The following is a 21,892-nucleotide window of genomic DNA, read 5'->3' as shown; positions in this document are numbered from 1 at the left end:
ATAGATACAGAAATGGTATTTGCAAACTTTTTTAACTTCAATATTGATCCATTTTATGTATTTTTGCAAGTTAATTTATAATGTATAATTATATTCTACTGAGTATCAATATATACTTGGTCACATTTGTTTAATAAATCAATGATAGATAATACTATATTCGAAAATAAACTTGCCGCTTATCTTACTTTAGGCTGCAAGTTAAACTTTGCCGAAACTTCGGCAATAGGTAAACAATTATCAGAAGTAGGTGTACGCAAAGCCCGAGAAGGGGAAATTGCCAACATCTGTGTAATAAATACTTGTTCTGTTACTGAGTTTGCAGATAAAAAATGCAGGCAAGCTGTAAGAAAGCTAATTAAAGAAAATCCCGGAGCCTATGTTATAGTAACCGGTTGCTATGCGCAACTTAAACCCGATGATATAGCCTCCATAGAAGGTGTAGACATTGTGCTTGGTGCTGAACAAAAGCTGGATGTAATAGCTTATCTTGACGAACTTAAGAAAAAAGAAAAAGGAACCGTTTTTACCAGTAAAACTAATCATATAAAGACATTCGTCCCTTCATGCTCGAAGGATGACAGAACCAGATATTTCCTTAAAGTACAGGATGGTTGCGACTATTTCTGTTCTTTCTGTACCATCCCTTTTGCACGAGGAAGAAGCCGAAATGGAAGCGTTGCCGATTTAGTTAAGCAAGCCGAAGAAGTTGCAGCAAACGGAGGTAAAGAAATTGTATTGACAGGTGTAAACATTGGTGATTTTGGAAAAACCACAGGCGAAACATTCTTCGATCTAGTAAAAGCTCTGGATAATGTAGAAGGAATTGCACGTTACCGCATCTCGTCTATAGAGCCAAATCTGCTGACAGATGATATTATTGAATTTGTAGCACGATCTAAACGTTTTGCTCCGCATTTTCATATTCCATTACAATCGGGATCTGATACTGTATTGAAGCTAATGAAAAGAAAATATGATACAGCTTTATTCAGACATAAAGTAGAAAAAATAAAAACTGTTCTTCCTCATGCCTTTATTGGTGTAGACGTAATCGTCGGCACTAGAGGTGAAAGAGATGAATATTTTGAAGAATGCAGACAATTTATTGAAAGTCTTGACATTTCTCAACTCCATGTATTTACATACTCTGAACGTCCAAATACACAAGCTCTAAAAATAGATTATGCAGTGGACGTTAGAACTAAGCATGCCAGAAGCAAAGCATTACTTGACATCTCGGATAGAAAACTCAGAGATTTTTACCTTTCTCAACAAGGCTTATTAAGAAAAGCTCTGTTTGAACATTCTATTCATGACAATAAGATGTATGGTTTTACTGAAAACTATGTAAAAATAGAACGCGAATACGACGAACGACTTGTAAACGTAGTAGGCGAAGTACATTTAGGAGGATTAAACATGGAAGGAACAGCAGTAGTTCTTCAATAAGACAAGAAGATGAATTATATAATATACAAAATAATATACGCTTTACTGTACATACATGCTCTATTACCATTAAGAGTACTATATATACTATCCGATATATTATATATTCCCGTATATTATATTGTAAGATATAGGCGCAAAGTTGTAAGAACCAATTTAAAGAATTCTTTTCCTGAAAAGAGTAAAAAAGAATTGCTCGAAATAGAACATCAATTCTATCATCATTTTTGTGATTACTTTGTTGAAACGATCAAACTACTTCACATTACAGACGAAGAAATAAAGGAGCGCATCAACTTTAAGAATATTGAATTGGTTGACGATCTTATGAAGGATGGGAATTCGGCTATTATGTATTTAGGTCATTATGGCAATTGGGAGTGGGTACCATCAATCACTCTTCATGTTAATAAAGACACCTTGCTAGGTCAGATATATCGCCCTCTCAAGAATAAAGCTTTCGATAATATATTCCTAAAAATAAGAAGTAGATTTGGTAGTGTCAGCATTTCCAAAAACAATACATTGAGATCTATTATTCAATACAAGCAATCGGGTCAAAAGGTTCTTATCGGATTTATGTCCGATCAGACCCCAGCTTGGAATAATATACATTATTGGACTACATTCATGAATCAGGACACTCCTGTATTCACAGGTGTAGAGCGAATATCTAAACAAACAGGTTTCTCAATAACTTATCTCGATATAAAAAAAGTTGCAAGAGGTAAATACGATTGCGAAGTGAAGCTAATCTCAGCAAACCCTAAGGAAGAGCCTGAATTTACAATCACTGAAAGATATATTAGAGAGATGGAAAAAACCATCTTACATAATCCCGCTTATTGGCTATGGACACACAAACGTTGGAAACATAAGAAAGAAGATTTCGAAAAGAGATGAAAAAAGTATCTGTTGTTATACTTAATTGGAATGGAAAACATCTTCTTGAACAATTTCTTCCATCTGTAGTAAAATATACAGACAGCAATATTGCTGACATTATTGTTGTAGATAATGCCTCCTCAGACGACTCTATCTCCTTTATTCAAGAAAACTACCCTACTCTATCTATTATTCGATTATCTGAAAACTTTGGATATGCTGAAGGATATAATCAAGCACTAAAACAAATAGAGACCGAATACTCTATACTTCTCAATTCGGATGTAGAAGCAACTGCCAATTGGTTAGCACCAATGATTAGCTTTCTAGATACACATCCTGATGCTGCTGCAGTTCAACCTAAAATACTTGCCCAACAAAATAAAAACTATTTTGAATATGCAGGAGCCTCAGGAGGCTTTATTGACAAATATGGATACCCTTTTTGTCGTGGACGCATATTTGACTCATTAGAGGAAGATGAAAATCAATACGACCAGCCTATTGATATATTTTGGGCTTCGGGAGCATGTTTAGTTATTCGCACAAAAGAATATCTAAAAGCAGGTGGACTAGATGCATCTTTTTTTGCTCACATGGAAGAAATAGACCTTTGCTGGAGACTTAATACCCAGGGACTTAAAGTAGTATGTATTCCACAATCGGTAGTTTATCATGTAGGTGGAGCAACCTTAGCTGGTGAGAACCCCAAAAAGACCTTTCTTAATTTTAGGAATAACTTAGTTATGCTCTACAAAAATCTAGATGATAAAGCCTTTAGAAAAATTTATAAAGTGCGATTCTTTTTAGATTATTTAGCTGCATTACAAATGATACTAAAAGGTAAAACTAGTAGTGCAAAAGCAACACATCAGGCACATATTGAATTCAAAAAAATAAAAAAGAATTATAATAGCCTCAGAGATGAAAATCTAAACAAACAAACCTCTGAGAATATAAAAACAATTTACCCTAATAGTTTACTTTGGCAATTTTATGTAAAAGGACATAAAACATTCAAACTTCTTTCTTGGAATATTCAAAAATAACTGCCTCTCAACTCCTTCTGTATAATATATTTATGTAACTCTCTTAATCTTTATTTTAATACTCGCTTCTCAGACAGAGAAAACCTGCCTATAAAAGTATTAAAACACTCATTATTAACTGTATTCTCACAGAAAAACCAAAATAGATATTTATACTTGAGAAAACAAATAGCAAGTTTTGGCTCAAAATAAACAGTACAACATTTTCTATTCTTTTTCTAACATAATTCTCTTCCAGAATTACACCCTTCAAAGACTATCTATATATAACAAAAAAGAATAGACCTCAATTATCAGCTTACATACAACATCAATATATACAACTATAACTAGATAAATATTTTAACATTCTCTACATTTCCAACAAGAACATAAAAACCTATATATCTTCTCAATAACAAGACTATCTATATACACCAATGGAATAATCACCTTATCAAGTACATCAACAAGATTTAAATACGCCAAAAGAATAAAAGAAAACGTCAATATGAAAATATACCCTTTTTATCAATAAAAAACAATGTACTAAAATAAGATGACCAAAATAGAGTAATCGTAATCCATACAAAATAACATGAGAAGTTATTCTAATTAAATTCTTCTTTTACAGAGACAATAAAACTTAGACAAAGGTATCATACAAAAAAAATCTCTTGTACAAAAATTCAAATTACACGCAGCAAAAATCTGACACACTGATATAGAATAGAGTATATATTAATAACCACTTAACATTTCACACCGACTATACACGACCATAATCACCTAATATATAGACAATAAAAAACTCCACCAATATACATTGATAGAGTTTCTATTTATATAAGATATAAAATATCTATATCACATAACTTTTTCTATAATCTTTTGAAGTGCTATATTTTGAGAAGTATCGGACAAATTTATCCAAGTAATATCGGTGTCTCTTTTAAACCACGTCATCTGTTTGCGAGAATATATACGTGAATTTTGTTTTATTTTCTCAACTGCAAAATCTAAAGTCCATTCACCATCTAAATACTTAAATAATTCTTTATAACCCACCGTATTTAGTGAGTTATTCATTCGTAAAGGATAAAACTTTTCAGCTTCTACTAATAAGTCATCCCTCATCATTTCATCCACACGCATATTTATTCTTTGATAAAGCTCTTCCCTATCCCTCATCAATCCAATCTTGATGATTTCAAAAGGACGCTGCTTTACCGTATTGGTCCGAAAAGAAGAATAAGGCTTACCCGACATCAGGCAGACCTCTAAAGCATGAATCACTCTTTTATAGTTTTTCAAATCTACTTGATCATAAAAAACAGGATCTAATATCTTTAATTGTGACCGAATAGGTTCAAGCCCTTCTTTTTCATAACGATCATAAAGCTCTTTGCGGAGAGCATCGTCAATGGTAGGAACTTCGTCAATCCCTTTACATAATGCATCGATGTACATCATTGATCCTCCCGTCACAATAAGCACATCTAAAGTTTCGTGTAACTGCGATATTATTTTTAATGCTTCGCTTTCAAACTCACTTGCACTATAATAATCTTCAACACTAAGAGTGCCGACCATATAATGAGGAACTCGAGATAATTGATTCTCGGTAGGAGCGGCAGTACCTATCGAAAGACCTTTATATAATTGACGTGAGTCTGCTGATATTATCGGACAATTCCAATATTCAGCAAGACTCACGCTTAATTCCGTTTTACCAACTCCGGTTGGACCTAGCAGTACAAGAAGTTTCTTCATCAAAAATTTTCACCATCTGACGGAGGCAGAGCATCGTCTAAACCATCAAAACCTTCTGCATCTAATTCATCCAAATCATATCCTTCATCTCCGTAAAAATTCTCACCAGTATCTATAACCGTACTTTTTACTTCGAAATCATTGAAATCTACAAATTGAGCCGGTGCATCACCTATCGATTTTGTACAAATGGCTCCATCCAAGTCTTTTCCTGTAATAATCTCTCTTAGTTCAATAAAGAAAGATCGTTCAGTCATATAGTCAAAAACATACATAAGTTTTTGCTTTTCGTCTTCAAGGAAATCATTCAATACAGAATCTTCCATTATATAGGAGTCTTCTTCCGAACTTGTATCCATTTCGGTCAAAGTTATTTCACGCTCTTTTTCCCAGTTATCACTACAAATAAAGAACGAAGACATTTCACCCTCTTTGTAATCTACTGATGAAAGAATAGCATTGTGTAAATCCTGAAAAGTTGCATCAGCATCTATCTGAATTTCTCTTTTGAAATCCTCCACTTCATCTGACAACATTAAAAACCTAAATACCATGAGTCTAGCTAATTATTTTCTTTATTAATTAATATGTTCAACTATCTATTTCCTGAATGTTTAATTATAATTACCATAACTTATGATATTTATCTAAGAAACAAATAGGGTTTGCGTTCTTATTTATTTTTCAAAGTTATACAAAAGAATTATATCTAAATTACTGTATCGTTATCTTTTTCGTATTTTTATTGTAAATAGGCAGAACGTGTGTTGTATCTGATTGCAGACAAAAATCGGCAACATCCAAAAGCCCATGTGCTTCCAACCGTTTCATATGCTCGCCTCTCTTTATATATGCGAGAATATCAGGCTTTGCCTCTTTCCACATAGATAAAGCTACACCCGCAGCATCAAAGCCTGCATTATATCCTCCTTTGTCAACTAATATCTCAGCCAAAGCACCGCCAAACAAGCTATCTTCCAGATTAAATTTATCTTTCCATCCCGCACATAGTACCAAAACATCTTTCTTTTGAGAAAGACAGAAATCAGCTATTGTCGAAATATTAGAAAAAGACCCAATTATCAGACAAGAGCAATCTTCCGCCATATCTATGGCATGAGTACCATTAGTTGTAGAAATAACAACATCTTTTCCCTCTACTTTTTCGCGAGTATATTCAGATGGAGTATTACCAAAATCACCAAATTCGAATTTCACTACATTTCTTTCTCCTCCTACTAAATACCCTTTGTCTTTGTACGCCTTAGCCTCTTCTACCGTTGCTACGGGCATAATACTCGCAGCTCCATTGTTAAGAGCCATACACATGGTAGTAGTAGCACGGAAAACATCTACTACAACTACAATAGTATCATTATTTTCTACATAATAAGGATATAAAATCGGGGAAAAACAAACGTCTATTTTCATCTTTAACTATTCTTTTATGCTCTAAAATCGTCCCACTTCTTTAGTAAGCATTAATCAACAATAAATTATCTGCATAAATATTGTATAAATGAGCATGTGACTTATATAAACAAAGCTACAAAAAAATAATAGGCTATAAAAGCTATAGACAGTACTTATTCCGATTTAGTAAACTTATATAAAATCACTATCTTTACACGCTCAACTAAAAAATCAAGCCTATTTATTTGCTTTTACAAAAAACTGACTCATATAAAGCAACGGGCATTTACTTTATACAAAGAATAGAATGATACAAATAGATGATGCCATAGTAGCATTAGATGTTATAGAAGAAAATTTTATCTGCGATCTTTCAGCCTGCCAAGGAGAATGCTGTGTAGAAGGTGAATCGGGAGCTCCTCTAGAAAATGAAGAGGTCGAAATTATCGAAAAGCTATTACCCGCAATATGGGACGATCTATCACCCAAAGCTCAAGAAGTTATCAACGCACAAGGTGTTGCATACAAAGATAGAGATGGAGACATGGTTACTTCCATTGTGAATGGAAAAGACTGTGTATTTACATACTATGATGAGAAAGGAATATGTAAATGTGCTATCGAAAAAGCACACAAAGAAGGCAAGACCGATTTTTACAAACCTATTTCTTGTCACTTATACCCTATAAGATTAGAAAAATTCAGAGAGTTTACAGCAGTAAATTATCACAGATGGCGTATATGCAAAGCAGCAGTGTTATTAGGCAATAAAGAAGAATTACGAATCTATCAGTTCCTGAAAGAACCTCTTATCCGTAAGTTCGGCAATGCTTGGTATAACGAATTATGTATTGCGGCAGATGAATATAAAGAAATGAAAAAGAATGGGTTGACTAAATAAAGTCAACCTTTTTTATACTGAGGATTTATTTAATAAAATTCTCGAATAGACTATTTATATAGGGACGTTCAAAATCTTCGACTTTAATAATATTCCCATTCACAACAAGCAGATCAACATCTATCTTAATAATACCTCTCGATTTTTCTTCTGCGTGTCGCCCGATTTCAGATTCTATCATCTTTAATCTTTCAGTAATTGCTAAGTCATCATCATCTGAGTTAATCAATGCCAATTGATTAAAGAAATCACTCTGATAATTATCACCAAAAGGCTCGGTGTTAATCATTTCTGAAAACATTACATCGGGATAATACTTACTAAGCAGGTAACGGCAACGAGACATATTTTCTGTCCTGTTTTCGTTCGAGCCCATGCTTATAATAAATGTATTCATAATCGGATACAAATATACATTCATTTTATTAAAAAGTTACAGATTGATTATTTTGAATTATCTTTGTTTAAGGTCATATACCCTAAAGAAACAAGGCCTATGATCTTTTTATTTAGCAAATAAATAGAATATAGAAAATTACTTACACTTATAAGACATAGCATAAACAGTTGAAATTACTTATATGAAAAAAACACTTACTCTTCTTTTTTTAATTCTTGTGGGATGTATTCAGCTTATAGCCGATAACAATACGCCTCTTATATACAAAATCAATATAAAACAAGAGATAGGGCCAGTTACATGGCAATATCTTCAAAACGGATTACACCTTGCCGAAAAAGAAAAAGCGGATTATATACTTATTGAAATGAATACCTATGGAGGGAATGTAGTAGAAGCCGACTCGATGCGAACAGCTATTCTCAACAGCAAAATCCCTGTATATGTATTTATTAACAACAATGCTGCATCGGCCGGAGCTTTAATTGCTATTGCTTGTGACAAAATTTTCATGCGAAACAGTGCCAATATAGGAGCAGCAACAGTAGTTGATGCTCTAGGAGAAAAAGCCCCCGATAAGTATCAATCCTATATGCGGTCACTGATCAGATCTACTGCCGAAAGTCATGGCAAAGACACTCTTATATCTCAGAGTAACGACACCATACTTAAATGGAAGCGAGATCCCAGAATAGCGGAAGCAATGGTAGATGAACGAGTAGTAATACCAATACTAACCGATACAACCAAGGTTTTGACTTTAACAGCTAATGAAGCCGTTAGTGTGGGATATTGTGATGGAATTGCTGAAAACATTTCCGAAGTTATAGTAAAACATATGAATATTGAGGATTATGAAATTCATACCTACAATCCTACAATTTTCGATTACATAAAAAACATTCTCACCAATGGAATAGTCCAAAGTATCCTCATTATGATTATCATAGGAGGAATATACATAGAGCTGAAAACACCAGGGATAGGTCTTCCCATTGCAATGGCTATAACTGCAGCCTTGTTGTATTTTACACCTTTATATATGGATGGCTATGCTCAAAATTGGGAAATCATCATATTTGTTATTGGTCTTATTTTAATAGCCTTCGAGATATTCGTCATACCCGGATTTGGCGTTGCAGGTATCAGTGGTATCGTACTTACCATTGCCGGATTATTCCTCAGTTTAGTAGGTAATGTTGATTTTGACTTTACAGGAGTATCATCCGATCAAACACTCAAATCATTAGTAACTGTTATTGTGGGAGTCTTTATGTCGTTTATTCTCATTATTACTCTCATTAGTAGGATTGGGAAGGAAGGAAGCTTATTCAGGAATATTGCACTCACTAGCGATCAGGAAGGATTTATCTCTGTACCCGAAGAACAAAAACTAATGATTGGAAAAATCGGGCATGCCGCCACCGTATTAAGACCATCGGGAAAAGTAATTATAGATGGAGAATATTACGATGCAGTTGCCAATCAAGGTTTTATAGAAAGTGGTAAAAACATTAAGGTCATTAAATACGAAAGCTCTCAATTGTATGTTGTCGAAATAAAGGTCTAAGACGTATTTTTCTTTAGATAAATATAGTAATAAAAGACAGTATAAAGATTAGATAGTGATATAACAAAGAAATATGAAATTTATAGCAATTATACCAGCCAGATACGGATCGTCTCGTTTTCCCGGAAAACCTTTAGCAAATATGGCAGGAAAACCCATGATACAACGAGTTTACGAACAAGTAAAGAAAGCTCTGGATGAAGTTTGGGTAGCTACTGACGATGAACGAATAATAAAAGCAGTAGAAACTTTTGGAGGAAAAGCGGTATTAACTTCACCCGATCATAAAAGCGGTACAGACAGATGTAATGAAGCTTATACTAAAATAGGACTTGGATTTGATGTTATAATCAATATACAAGGTGACGAACCTTTTATTCAACCTCAGCAGATAGAGACGCTAAAGGCTTGTTTCGATACGAAAGAAACTGAATTGGCAACTTTAGTAAAACCATTCAAAAAAGAAGATGGTTTTGAGGTATTATTTAATCCGAACTCTCCTAAAGTTATATTGAATAAGAATAGTGAAGCTATCTACTTTAGTCGTTCTATTATTCCATATATAAGAGATGTACATCATCAAGAATGGCTCAATAAGCATACTTTTTATAAGCATATAGGTATGTATGCATATAGAGCAGATATTTTAAGAGAGATAACTCTTTTATCACAATCTACACTAGAATTTGCCGAATCTTTAGAGCAACTGCGATGGATCGAAAATGGTTATAAAATAAAAGTAGGACTTACTGATATAGAAACTATTGGTATAGATACTCCCGAAGATATGGAAAAAGCTATCAAGCTACTAAACTTCTAGAACTAAGTGATATTAGTACAATTGTAGCTTTAGACCTGAATTTTTATTTTTAGCAACTAAACACTTGTTTAGTTGCTATTTTTTTCATTAATTTGCATAATTAAACAAGTGTTTAAAACAGAACACTATTTATTACTCCCAATATGATCAGCGACAAAGACCCTCACGAAGTAAAAAAACGCATACTGAAAGAGGCTAAAACTCTCTTTATCAAAAATGGATATAATGGAACCAGTATCAGGGATATTGCCAAAGTATCAGAAACAAATGTTGCGATGGTTAATTATTATTTTCAATCGAAATATAATTTGTTTGAAATAATATTTGAAGAGGCTATAGATATACTCACTCAAAAAATTTTCCTCACACTAGGTTCAGATGTCCCATTTTTTGAACTCATAGAAACATGGATAAATACCTATTACGAGATTCTTTTTGAATATCCACAAATACCCATGTTTATTTTAAATGAGGTAAGTCGGAATCCTGAAAAATTAACGACCAGAATAAAAAGTAAGAATCCATTACAGGCATTTGAAACAATAGCGAAACGCATCGAAGATGAATCTGCAAAAGGAACTATAAAAGAAACTCCATCTGCCGATTTTCTCCTGAATGTACTTTCTCTATCTCTATTTCCTTTTATGTTTGGCGAATTAGCTATGGCACTGATGGATGTATCGAGAGAAAAGTACAGCGAACTAATCGCCAATCATAAAAAATATGTTGTAGAGTTTACTATTAATGCTTTACAACCCAATACCACGTCTTAAATATTTGCTAAACATGCACACAAAACTTCAATATAAGATGGGTGTTGACGTTGGGTCAACAACTATCAAGATCGTAATTATAGACGCCGATTTTCAAATTATTTATAAAACTTATAGAAGACATCAGGCTAACATTCAGCAATCGTTTGCTGAAGAATTAAATAAGGTAACAGCACAATTTCCTGATAGCGAATTCTGTATAAACATTACAGGATCAGCAGGCATGGGTATTGGCGAACGTATTGGCGTCACTTTTGTACAAGAAGTAGTAGCAGCAGTAGAGGTGGTAAATAAAATATATCCGGATACACATACTCTCATCGATTTAGGCGGAGAAGATGCCAAAATGGTATTCTTTAAAGAAGGTAAACACCCTGATATACGCATGAATGGCAGTTGTGCCGGTGGTACAGGTGCTTTCATCGATCAGATGGCAAATCTAATGAATATTTCGACAGAAGAACTAGGTAACCAAGCTCTTAAATTTGATAAAATTTACCCGATAGCTTCTCGTTGTGGCGTATTCGCTAAAACAGATGTTCAAAACCTGATAAGTAGAAATATACCAGTATCTGATATATCGGGTTCTATCCTTCACGCAGTTGCCCTTCAAAGTGTAACAACTCTTGCCAGAGGCTGCGATATTACACCTAAAATACTATGTATTGGCGGTCCTCTTACTTTTATTCCTGCTTTACGGAACTCATTCAGAGAAGTTTTAAAGATAGAAGATAATGATTTTATACTACCCGAAAACGGAGAATACTTTCCGGCTTGGGGTGCTGCATTATATCAGGAAAAGAATGTAACTCATCACAATCTGAATGATCTAATTGCTAAATCTGAAGATAACACAACAGCTCAGAAAAATTATTTACCTGCTTTGTTTAAAGATGAAGAGGAATATCTGGAATGGAAGAAAAACAGAAAGATAAAGCCTCTCAAATTCCAAGAACTGGGAAGTAAAAAAGAAATAGAATGCTTTCTTGGTATAGACTCGGGCTCTACTACAACCAAAATTGTAGTAATGGATGACAATGCCAATATAATATATCGTTTCTATGGTAGTAATGAGGGAAACCCTCTAAAGAAAGTCATTGAAGGACTCTCTAAATTCTACAAAAAAGCAGAAGAAAGAGGCGTATCATACAAGTTTTTATCCTCAGCAGCTACAGGCTATGGAGAAGACCTGATAAAATCGGCTTTAGGGCTCGATTACGGAATTGTAGAAACGATGGCTCACCTATCAGGAGCACAATATGTAGATCCTAAAGTTTCTTTCATTCTCGATATTGGAGGTCAGGATATTAAATCGATATTCACCGAAAATGGAGTAATCTCCAATATTGAACTCAATGAAGCCTGTTCTGCCGGATGCGGCTCGTTTTTGCAGAACTTTGCATCAACAATGAACATGACTTTAGGCGAATTCTCACACGCTGCATGTATAGCACAATATCCATCTGATTTAGGTTCTCGTTGTACTGTTTTTATGAATTCGAAAGTAAAACAGTCGCTTCGTGAAAATGCAGGAATGGATGATATTGCAGCCGGTCTTGCTTATTCTGTTGTAAAAAACTGCTTATATAAGGTTCTTAAAATATCGAATCTAAAGCAATTGGGCGATCATATTGTTGTTCAAGGAGGTACATTTCGTAATGATGCAGTGTATCGCACATTGGAATTGCTTTCGGGCAAATCTATCAGCTCCACAGATCACCCCGAATTAATGGGAGCCCTAGGTGCTGCCCTTTATTCTCAAAGGTTATGGAAGAAAAAACAGACCTCAATTCCTAACACCAAAGCAATATCTTTACCGAATATAGAGGCCATTGACACTAGGGAACTTCAATGTAAAGGCTGTAACAATAACTGCTCAGTATTACGATTCAAGTTCGAGAACGGCAATCTATGCTATGCAGGTAATAAGTGCGAAAAGATATTTTACAGCAAAAGCTCTATACAAAAAGGAGGCTATAACGGTTTTGATGAAAAGAATGAGATATTATTCAGCCGAGGGGTAAATGCCGACAATATCCAACAAGGAAAAACAATCGGGATACCTCGTGTTTTGAATATGTTCGATAATTATCCTTTCTGGCATACACTTCTATCAGAATGCGGATTCAATGTAAGATTATCACCTGAATCTACATTTCCCCTCTATCAAAAAGGTGTGGGTGGTGTAATGTCCGATAATATATGCTTTCCTGCCAAACTGGTACATGGGCATGTATTGTCTCTTATTGAACAGAAAGTCGATCGCATCTTCTACCCTATTATACCAAAGGAAGAAAAAGAATTTGGCAGTTCGTCCAACTCTTTTAACTGTCCTGTTGTCAGTGGCTATCCCGAAGTTATCAGAAGTTCAGTAGAACCCGATGAGAAATACGGTATTGCATTCGATAAACCTGTTATAACTTTCAGTAGCGATAAGGCTTTAGAAAAAGGTTGTTATGACTATTTATTATCATTAGGTGTTTCAAAATCTGTTTTCAGCAAAGCGTTTGAGAAAGCGATGAAGGTAAAAACGGATATAAAAATACAGCTAAGAGAAAGCCAAAAAGATTTGCTCAACGAGGCTATTGAAAATAACGAGACTGCTTTTGTTGTTGCAGGCAGACCTTATCATGCTGATCCACTTATCCATCAAAAAGTCGGACAAATATTGTCAGATCTTGGTGTTACAGTATTTACTGATGATGTTTTCCGTAAAGAAGAAAGCTCGGGATTCGGACGTTTGAACATTGTATCTCAATGGTCATATCCAAATCGTGTAGTGCAAGCAGCTATGGAGGTTGCAAAATTACCTCAGAATATACAATTGATTCAGTTGAATTCTTTCGGATGTGGCCCTGACTCCTTTTTCATGGATGAGACACAAGATATATTAAAAGCAGCAGGTAAGAACCTTACTGTTCTGCGTATTGACGAGATAGCCAGTCCGGGATCTATCCGATTACGTTTACGTTCATTAGTTGAGTCTTTAAAAACAATCAATACTTTAGAACAAAGAACTCCTCAACCTGCATACGAAGGTTATCGAACACCTTATACTAAAGAGGACCGAAAGAAAACAATACTTATCCCTTGGTTTACTGATTTTCTATCTCCTTTTGCTCCTGCTTTAGGTGAGTTGGTTGGATATAAAATACAGAACCTCCCTAAATCAAATAAAGTATCGGCCGATTTAGGTTTGATGTATGGTAATAACGAAGTTTGTTACCCTTCAACTCTTATATTGGGAGATATTATAAATACTTTACAATCGGGTGATTACGATGTACAAGATGTTGTTCTGGCAATTACTCAAACAGGTGGACAATGTCGTGCAACCAATTATCTGGCTCAAATAAAGAGCGGATTACAAAATGCTGGATTCAGAGACATTCCGGTTATAGCCCTTTCGTCTGGAGACTCATATCAAAATGAGGAAAGTGAATTCAATATCGACTGGAAAAAACTAGCTAAAATAGCTGTTGATCTTGTTCTTTATTCGGATGCTCTACAACAAATGCATAGTGCTATAACAGTACGTGAAAAGACAAAAGGTGCATCGCAACAGGTATTTGATTTCTATATAGAAAGAGGTATAGACGGAGTAAGAGCAAATTCGCCCAAAACACTACGCCGATTATTAAAAGAGGCTGTTGCCGATTTCAATAATGTTCCTATTTTCGAGAAACAATATACTAAAGTGGGTCTTATAGGTGAAATTTTCCTTAAATACAATAATTATGCTCAGGCAAATATAACTGAATGGCTGAGATCTAAAGAAGTAGAGGTTTCGTGCCCTCCACTCTTAGATTTCTTGATACAGTTCTTTGTAAACAATAAGGAAGATGTAAGAAACGGTCTGAAAGAAGAAACAATTTTCGAAAAAGCGATGCAACCTCTTATCTGGACTTGGATCAATAGCAAGATTAAGAAGTTCGAAAAGATAATGACCAATTTCAAATACTACGAAGTATCCGAGTCTATTTTTGCTAAAGCTGAAGCGGCCTCCGAAGTATTAAGCCTATCTAATCAATATGGTGAAGGATGGCTTATTGCAGGGGAAATAGCTCACTACGCACGTAAGGGAGTTAATAAAGTCGTCTGCATTCAACCGTTCGGATGTATAGCTAATCACATTGTAGCTAAAGGAATTGAGAAGCGATTGAAAACTCTATATCCTGATATGAACATCCTATATCTTGATATCGATGGAGGTATTGCTGAAGTAAATCTACAGAATCGTCTACATTTTATGATCTCATAAATTAAAGTCTTAGACTTTAATTACCGCTTTGACAAGTATAGTATTAAATACATTTAAATACTTAAATAAAAAAGGAGAGCCATCAAACTCTCCTTTTTCTTATTCTACAACTATCTCATCAACCATTATATAAGCCTTAGCCCCTGCTTTTTCATGCCATGACGGTAATTTATTAATAGCCTCTAGAGTTACTCTGATATAGTTAGTTTTTATAGTATCAAAACTTGCTTCTACATCAAACACCTGAGGTTTAATATGCTCATTAAGAATAGGCAACGTTTTATGATGCACTTGGCTAAAAGTTTTTCCATCATCTGAAACTTCAATAGTTATTGATCTGGCAAATAAAAGCCCACCACGACTATTTATGAATTGATTTAATTTCACCGAGGAAATTGAAACTTGCTCACCTAATTTTATCGTCGCTATCATATCCGTTCCTAAAAAACCAAGCCACGAGCCTGTACGATAAGTATTCTTATATCCTTTTTCTCCATCTACCAATGTTATCGGAGAATTGAAAGTATATTTATTATCCGGCTGATTTTTTAATTCAATAGGCTTCACTGTAGCTTTGTTAAAAGAAAATTCCTTTGAATACATTTCACTTTGCTTACCCTCTCTGACCACAACAGCTTTTAAGCCTGTCGACTTAGCAATAACAATAGGTTGTGAATATTTAAGGCTCTTTTCTGTCGGTTCAGTTCCATCCAAAGTATAGTAAATGGGAGCATTATCAAATGTTGACAATATTATCTTTATCTCACTCTTTACCGTATCATAATCATATTTAGCTTGTACCCCATAAGCCTGCTTATTGTTTGCATAACCTAGTTTATCCAACAATAGAGATTGACGATACATTCTTTCAACAAAGTCATTATAATTCTTTTCTTGAGGATATGACCATAACGTTTCAGCCAATGCAGCCATACGAGGTAATAACATATATTCTACACTTTTGCTGGTAGGTATATATTCTACCCAAACATTTACTTGCCCTCCTAAAATATGCTTTCGTTTGTCTTTTGGTAATTCAGCTGGAATGGGATCAAAACTATATACCTTTTCCAAATTGGTTAACCAACCAAAAGTATAAGGTTCACTATCAACATTTGACGATTGATAATAATCCAGATAAACATGCGATTCGGGAGTCATTATAACATCATGCCCTTTATTAGCTGCGTAAGTTCCACCTTCGGTTCCTCTCCACGACATAATTGTAGCATTAGGCGCAATACCTCCTTCTAATATTTCATCCCAACCGATTATAGATTTACCTTTCTTATTTATTATTTCCTCCACCCGATGGATAAAATAACTTTGCAGCTGTTCTCCTGTTGAATGCTCTTTTGTCTCTCTAATTCCTAAATCTTTTATCCTTGCTTGACATTTAAGACAAGCCATCCACCTATTTTTAAGACACTCATCACCTCCAATATGAATATATTTAGCAGGAAATAAGTCTGCTACTTCAGTAAATACATCATCAAGAAATGTAAATACGCTATCATTTCCTGCACAAAGAACATCCTCAAATATCCCCCAACCTCGCCCTACTTGGTAAGGTCCTCCGGTACATCCTAATTCGGGATAAGATGTAAGAACAGCTAATGTATGTCCGGGAATATCTATTTCGGGGATAACTGTTATATAGCGTTGACGTGCATATTCTATAACCTCTTTTATTTCGTCTTGAGTATAAAAACCACCATAAGGTGTATTATCATATTCTTCAGAATGTCGATCGATAGCCGTTTCTGATCTTTGCGAACCTATTTTAGTAAGATTAGGATATTTCTTTATTTCGATTCTCCACCCTTGATCATCCGTCAGATGCCAATGAAAGACATTCATATTGAACAATGCCAACACATCTATATACTTCTTAATAAAATCAGCAGAATAAAAATGACGTGAAACATCTAATAATGCTCCTCGATGCGAAAACTGAGGATAATCTTCAATTTCAACAGCAGACAAAGACACCTTGTTAGTTTTATCTATGGGTAGCGATTTCCGCAAGGTCTGAATACCATAAAATACACCTGATGCACTAGCACCATGTATTATTATATTATTTGCTGTTACAGACAGTTTATAATAATCAGGGTTTAGATTTAGTGTACTATCAACTTTAAATTTTATAATATTCTTAGATTCATCTTTACTAGTCAGTTGGAGCTCGATACCTACTGATTCTTTTATATATGCAGATAGAAAAGAAGCCAATTGATGTGATTCATTATCATGTTCTACATAATATACTTTAGTCGATTTATTTAAAATAAAAGGTTCACTTTCAGCGTGAAGAACTATTTTTCGAGGTAAAGGAACTATGCTATAATTTGCTTCTTTGATCGTGTTATCATCTTTACATGCAGATAATAAAAACAATAGAGAAAAAATTGTGATTATGGATAGTCTTAAGGTTACATTTTTTTTTAGTGTATGGAAATGTGTCATGGTTAATTTGGTTATAACTGAGAATTAAAGACAATAAATATACAAATAAATTACATAGTGAAAAAATTCTAAATTTTATAAACTTTTCGCCACCTTCTGTGTTATCAAAAGATACACAAACGAGTTCTGATAAAACCACATACTGGAAAAATATATCAATCTCATATAATACTAAACTAATTACAACTATGAAAGAAGAAGAAAAAAAGAAAACCTTAACTACTAATCAAGGTGCTCCTGTTGACAATGATCAGGCTTCGATTACAACTCAAAATCCTACAATGACTTTACTTTCGGACACCCACTTGATCGAAAAACTAGCACATTTCGATAGAGAACGTATCCCCGAAAGAGTTGTACATGCTAAAGGCTCTGGAGCTTTTGGTTATTTTGAAGTTACAAATGATGTTACAAAATATACTTGTGCCGATTTTCTTTCTCAGATCGGAAAAAAGACAGATATATTAATCAGATTTTCAACAGTAGGTGGTGAAAAAGGATCTGCTGATACAGCACGAGATCCTCGTGGATTTGCTCTGAAATTTTATACTGATCAAGGAAACTACGATATGGTAGGTAATAATACTCCCGTATTTTTCATTAGAGATGGTATTAAATTTCCGGATTTTATTCATACTCAAAAAAGAAATCCAATATCAAACCTACCCGACCCTGATGCATTCTGGGATTTTCTGTCTCTCACGCCAGAAAGTATTCATCAGGTAACTATTCTTTTCTCGGATAGAGGTACTCCCGATGGTTTTCGTCACATGCATGGTTTCTCAAGTCATACTTTTATGTGGTATAATGCCAAAGGCGAACATGTTTGGATAAAATGGCATTTCAAAACAGCACAAGGTGTGAAAAATCTTACTAATGAGCAAGCAACCGAATTAGCAGGAACAGATCCCAACTATGCAACCCGCGATCTTTATGAAAGTATAGAGAAAGGCGATTATCCTGCATGGAATGCCTATGTTCAGATAATGACACCCGAAGAAGCTGACAATTATAAATTTGACCCCTTTGATATTACCAAAGTATGGTATCAAGGCGAATATCCATTGATTCCCGTAGGTCGGTTTGTATTAAACCGAAATCCAGATAATCATTTCAATGAAATTGAACAAGCCGCTTTCTCTCCCGGAAATTTCGTTCCCGGTATAGCTGCTTCACCCGATAAGATGCTGCAAGTACGTCTTTTTAGTTATCCCGATACACATAGACATAGATTAGGCGCAAACTTCGACCAATTGCCTGTAAATGCACCAAAATGTCCGATGCATAATTATCAACGAGATAGTTATATGAATACTCGTAACGATGCACCTTCACCCAATTACTATCCTAATTCGTTCGAAGGTCCTGCACCCGATGCAAAGTTTACACCTCCTGCATTGGATGTACAAGGACTAGCTGCACGACATGAATATCCTTTAGGTGATATCGATTTTGTACAGACTGGAGAATTATATGGTCGTGTACTAAGTGAGTATGACAAAACCAACCTAATTAATAATATTGTAGGACATATAAAAAATGCACAACAACGCATTCAATTACGCCAAACGGCATTGTTCTACAAAGCTCACCCCGAATACGGAACACGTATTGCACAAGGCTTAGGGTTAAGTGTTGACAGAGTAAAACAGTTAGCTGAAATGAGTCAAGAAGATAGAGTAAGAGCTACTGCACAGTAATTACAATTTGTAGTATATAATAAAAGCCCCATAGTAAAAAAACTATCGGGCTTTTATTATTTCTTTCTTCAATTTCATTTTATCGTTTTGAAAAACAAAATCTACTTATTATATATAGTATATAAGCAAAAATCAGATACCTCACCAAATCATAATGATGAAGATATACTAAAGCAAAAGTTGCGACAACAATTGCGATAGTTAGTAAAACAGCATTGCCTACTCTAGGCAATATAGCCACCTTTTCTCCCCATACATTAGTTTTAAATATCCAATTAATAGGAATCACAAAACCATTAACCAGTAAGATAGAATACGACATATATTCGTATTTTACATCATTTAATAAACATAGCATGGCTACCAGACCAATCATAGCACCATAATATAACTTACCCATCTTAGTAGATGCACTTGATGGCATATCAGTAGCCATAAATAAGGTTCCTAATAATATTCCTCCTAAAGAAAACTTTATGTCTTTAAATGCAAATATTTGTAGTAAGATGAAAAAAGTAACCAACAATCCGAATGGTATATGCCACGAAATACGTCTACGCAAAAGAAGATATAATCCACCCAAGACTAATAGTATAACCGAATATTCGCCTATTGCACCCGATGTTTTAAAGAATATAGAATTGAGGTATTCAGTAAAACCTCCGTTTCCTAAGAAATTGAAGATATTTAGATCCTGAAAATTGACATAATCTTTATTATACCAAATAGTTCGAGAGGTCATTACAAGAGGAAAGAATACGGTCATAAACTCACGTCCAACCAAAGCTGGATTAAACATATTCCGTCCTAATCCTCCCCATAATATTTTACCGAAAATTACAGCCATAGCCGAACCAAAAGCGACCACATACCATGGTGTAAAGGGAGCTAAGGTAAAAGCCAACAAAATAGCCGTTACTATTGCCGAACCATCAAGCAGTGTATCCCATTTTTTAAGAAATATTCCTGCAAATATAAATTCGCCAATCATAGCACTTATTACAGCAACGAACATGACGAATAGAGGAGCTTCTCCATAAGCGAAGTACGAAATAGCTGCGCAGGGAACAAGTGCCAGTAAAACATCCGACATTACTTCCCAAACACTATCTTTAGCTCTTACAAAGGGGGTATATATAGTTTTACTATCAGTTTGCATGAGTCAACAACGCTTTAAGTTTAATTTTTCCTTCTTTAATACTTTCCATCAATGGAACATCTGTCGGACAAATATATTCGCAAGCAGCACATTCTATACAAGAATTTAAACTGTATTTTTCGAGTGCCACAAACTTTCCTGTTCTATACTTTTCTGCAAAGACAAGAGGCATTAATTTCATAGGACATACATCAACACAATATCCACACGAAATACAATTATTTCTCTTGATCTCCTTCTTTTTGAAAAATAGAACTCCCGATGCACCTTTCACTATTGGTGCAGAAGTATTAGTGATATTCTTCCCCATCATAGGGCCACCTAGTACCAATTGTTTATCATCCAAAGTATTTGTTAAACTCTGATGCTCTAAAATGTGACTTATCGGCGTACCTATCTTAACCAGATAGTTTCCTGATTTTTTAGATTGTTCTCCCGAAATCGTAATTATACGCTCTGTTAAAGGCTTTTGCTCTACAAGAGCATTATACACTGCATGAATTGTACCTACATTACTAACCATCAGACCTTCATCTTTGGGTAAAACTCCACGAGGTAGTTCTTTTCCTGTAATAGATTTTATAAGTTGTAATTCTCCACCTTGAGGGTACTGATTGGGTAATATCGCAACTCTTATATTTTTATATTCGGGTTGAGATAGAAACGGACGAAAAACATCCAGTAATTCCTTATTTTGTTTTTCAATTGACAAAACTATTTCATGCGCTTGCAGTACTTTATTAATCAATAAAATGCCACGAAAAAGCTCTTCTGTTTTATCCCTCATTAAAGCATAATCTGCTGTAAGATAAGGTTCACACTCAGTTCCGTTTACTATAAAAGTATTGATTTTTTTACCCAAGAGATTGTATTTTACAAAGGTAGGAAACTGAGCACCTCCCTCTCCTACTATACCTGCACCTTTTATTATTGCTAGTATTTCCTCTGCAGTTAAGTTATCAGCCTCTAATGTTGGTCTTTCGATCTCTTTATTTTGAAAATCATTTTGAAGAACAATAGTTTCAACTAAAGTTCCGTCAGCCAAAGGATGCAACTCTATTGCCTTGATAGTTCCCGAAACGGGAGCATGAATATTAGCTGATAGATTACGTGTTTCTTCCGCAATGATCTGATATTTAAAAACATACTCGCCCACATCTACAATAGGCATTGCCGCTTGTCCTATATGTTGTAATAAAGGCAAATACAAGGCAGGAGCATCAGGAATATCCGATATACTCATCTGCTTGGTTTTCCTCTTCATCGAAAAAATATGCATCATAATTTT

Annotated in this window: 16 protein-coding genes; 9 read left to right on the top strand and 7 right to left on the bottom strand. The window is 34.7% G+C overall.

Features of this window, described 5'->3' with window-relative positions:
* The first annotated feature begins 141 nt into the window (after positions 1-141).
* Genes mtaB through HGC4_RS12915 form a run of 3 tightly spaced genes read left to right on the top strand, consistent with a single transcriptional unit; the run spans position 142 to position 3,386 of the window.
* Positions 142-1,452: a tRNA (N(6)-L-threonylcarbamoyladenosine(37)-C(2))-methylthiotransferase MtaB gene (gene mtaB, locus HGC4_RS12925; protein WP_050710557.1), complete on the top strand. Its 1,311-nt coding sequence runs from the start codon at positions 142-144 to the stop codon at positions 1,450-1,452.
* Positions 1,453-1,461: 9 nt separating this feature from the next.
* Positions 1,462-2,355, top strand: a complete 894-nt coding sequence (locus HGC4_RS12920) for a lysophospholipid acyltransferase family protein (RefSeq protein WP_050710556.1) — start codon at positions 1,462-1,464, stop codon at positions 2,353-2,355.
* A complete protein-coding gene (locus HGC4_RS12915) occupies positions 2,352-3,386 on the top strand; it encodes a glycosyltransferase family 2 protein (protein ID WP_050710555.1) in 1,035 nt (344 codons plus the stop codon). Before HGC4_RS12920 ends, HGC4_RS12915 begins: the two co-directional genes overlap by 4 nt.
* 846 nt (positions 3,387-4,232) lie before the next feature.
* Here the strand turns inward: HGC4_RS12915 and miaA are convergent.
* The 3 genes from miaA to HGC4_RS12900 all read right to left on the bottom strand — a co-directional run bounded on the left by miaA (position 4,233) and on the right by HGC4_RS12900 (position 6,569).
* On the bottom strand, positions 4,233-5,138 hold the full coding sequence (miaA, locus tag HGC4_RS12910) for a tRNA (adenosine(37)-N6)-dimethylallyltransferase MiaA (protein ID WP_050710554.1): 906 nt from the start codon (positions 5,136-5,138) through the stop codon (positions 4,233-4,235).
* Positions 5,138-5,692 (bottom strand): IS1096 element passenger TnpR family protein, encoded by a 555-nt coding sequence (locus HGC4_RS12905; RefSeq protein ID WP_050710553.1) that lies wholly within the window; start codon positions 5,690-5,692, stop codon positions 5,138-5,140. The genes miaA and HGC4_RS12905 overlap by 1 nt, the downstream gene beginning before the upstream one ends.
* A 160-nt stretch (positions 5,693-5,852) precedes the next feature.
* Positions 5,853-6,569, bottom strand: a complete 717-nt coding sequence (locus HGC4_RS12900) for a 2-phosphosulfolactate phosphatase (RefSeq protein WP_050710552.1) — start codon at positions 6,567-6,569, stop codon at positions 5,853-5,855.
* A gap of 289 nt (positions 6,570-6,858) precedes the next feature.
* Here HGC4_RS12900 and HGC4_RS12895 point away from each other — a divergent pair, with 289 nt between their 5' ends.
* A complete protein-coding gene (locus HGC4_RS12895) occupies positions 6,859-7,452 on the top strand; it encodes a DUF3109 family protein (protein ID WP_050710551.1) in 594 nt (197 codons plus the stop codon).
* A 25-nt stretch (positions 7,453-7,477) separates the two neighbouring features.
* Here HGC4_RS12895 and HGC4_RS12890 read toward each other — a convergent pair whose 3' ends face one another.
* On the bottom strand, positions 7,478-7,849 hold the full coding sequence (locus tag HGC4_RS12890; RefSeq protein WP_157258280.1) for a 2-amino-4-hydroxy-6-hydroxymethyldihydropteridine diphosphokinase: 372 nt from the start codon (positions 7,847-7,849) through the stop codon (positions 7,478-7,480).
* Between the two features lie 184 nt (positions 7,850-8,033).
* Between HGC4_RS12890 and HGC4_RS12885 the strand changes: the two genes are divergently transcribed.
* From HGC4_RS12885 to HGC4_RS12870, 4 genes are all read left to right on the top strand, one after another.
* On the top strand, positions 8,034-9,422 hold the full coding sequence (locus HGC4_RS12885) for an NfeD family protein (protein ID WP_050710549.1): 1,389 nt from the start codon (positions 8,034-8,036) through the stop codon (positions 9,420-9,422).
* A 73-nt stretch (positions 9,423-9,495) separates the two neighbouring features.
* Positions 9,496-10,242: a 3-deoxy-manno-octulosonate cytidylyltransferase gene (gene kdsB / locus HGC4_RS12880; protein ID WP_050710548.1), complete on the top strand. Its 747-nt coding sequence runs from the start codon at positions 9,496-9,498 to the stop codon at positions 10,240-10,242.
* 143 nt (positions 10,243-10,385) lie between these two features.
* Entirely contained in the window at positions 10,386-11,015 is a 630-nt protein-coding gene (locus tag HGC4_RS12875; RefSeq protein ID WP_050710547.1) for a TetR/AcrR family transcriptional regulator, read from the top strand.
* A 13-nt stretch (positions 11,016-11,028) separates the two neighbouring features.
* Positions 11,029-15,276 (top strand): acyl-CoA dehydratase activase, encoded by a 4,248-nt coding sequence (locus tag HGC4_RS12870; protein WP_050710546.1) that lies wholly within the window; start codon positions 11,029-11,031, stop codon positions 15,274-15,276.
* Between the two features lie 99 nt (positions 15,277-15,375).
* Here the strand turns inward: HGC4_RS12870 and HGC4_RS12865 are convergent, their stop codons facing one another.
* Positions 15,376-17,745, bottom strand: a complete 2,370-nt coding sequence (locus tag HGC4_RS12865; protein ID WP_082204176.1) for a glycoside hydrolase family 20 protein — start codon at positions 17,743-17,745, stop codon at positions 15,376-15,378.
* A gap of 188 nt (positions 17,746-17,933) precedes the next feature.
* Between HGC4_RS12865 and HGC4_RS12860 the strand changes: the two genes are divergently transcribed.
* The gene (locus tag HGC4_RS12860; RefSeq protein WP_050710558.1) at positions 17,934-19,445 is read left to right on the top strand and encodes a catalase; all 1,512 of its coding nucleotides are present in this window, start codon (positions 17,934-17,936) and stop codon (positions 19,443-19,445) included.
* 79 nt (positions 19,446-19,524) lie between these two features.
* Here the strand turns inward: HGC4_RS12860 and HGC4_RS12855 are convergent, their stop codons facing one another.
* Positions 19,525-20,604 (bottom strand): RnfABCDGE type electron transport complex subunit D, encoded by a 1,080-nt coding sequence (locus HGC4_RS12855; RefSeq protein ID WP_050710545.1) that lies wholly within the window; start codon positions 20,602-20,604, stop codon positions 19,525-19,527.
* Positions 20,594-21,886, bottom strand: a complete 1,293-nt coding sequence (gene rsxC, locus HGC4_RS12850) for an electron transport complex subunit RsxC (RefSeq protein WP_050710544.1) — start codon at positions 21,884-21,886, stop codon at positions 20,594-20,596. The genes HGC4_RS12855 and rsxC overlap by 11 nt, the downstream gene beginning before the upstream one ends.
* Positions 21,887-21,892: the final 6 nt, after the last annotated feature.

It is taken from the genome of Dysgonomonas sp. HGC4 (assembly GCF_001261715.1).
In the GTDB taxonomy this organism is placed as follows: Bacteria; Bacteroidota; Bacteroidia; order Bacteroidales; family Dysgonomonadaceae; genus Dysgonomonas_A.
The sequence above is the reverse complement of the archived record's forward strand: the minus strand, read 5'-3'. Positions and strand labels throughout refer to the sequence as shown.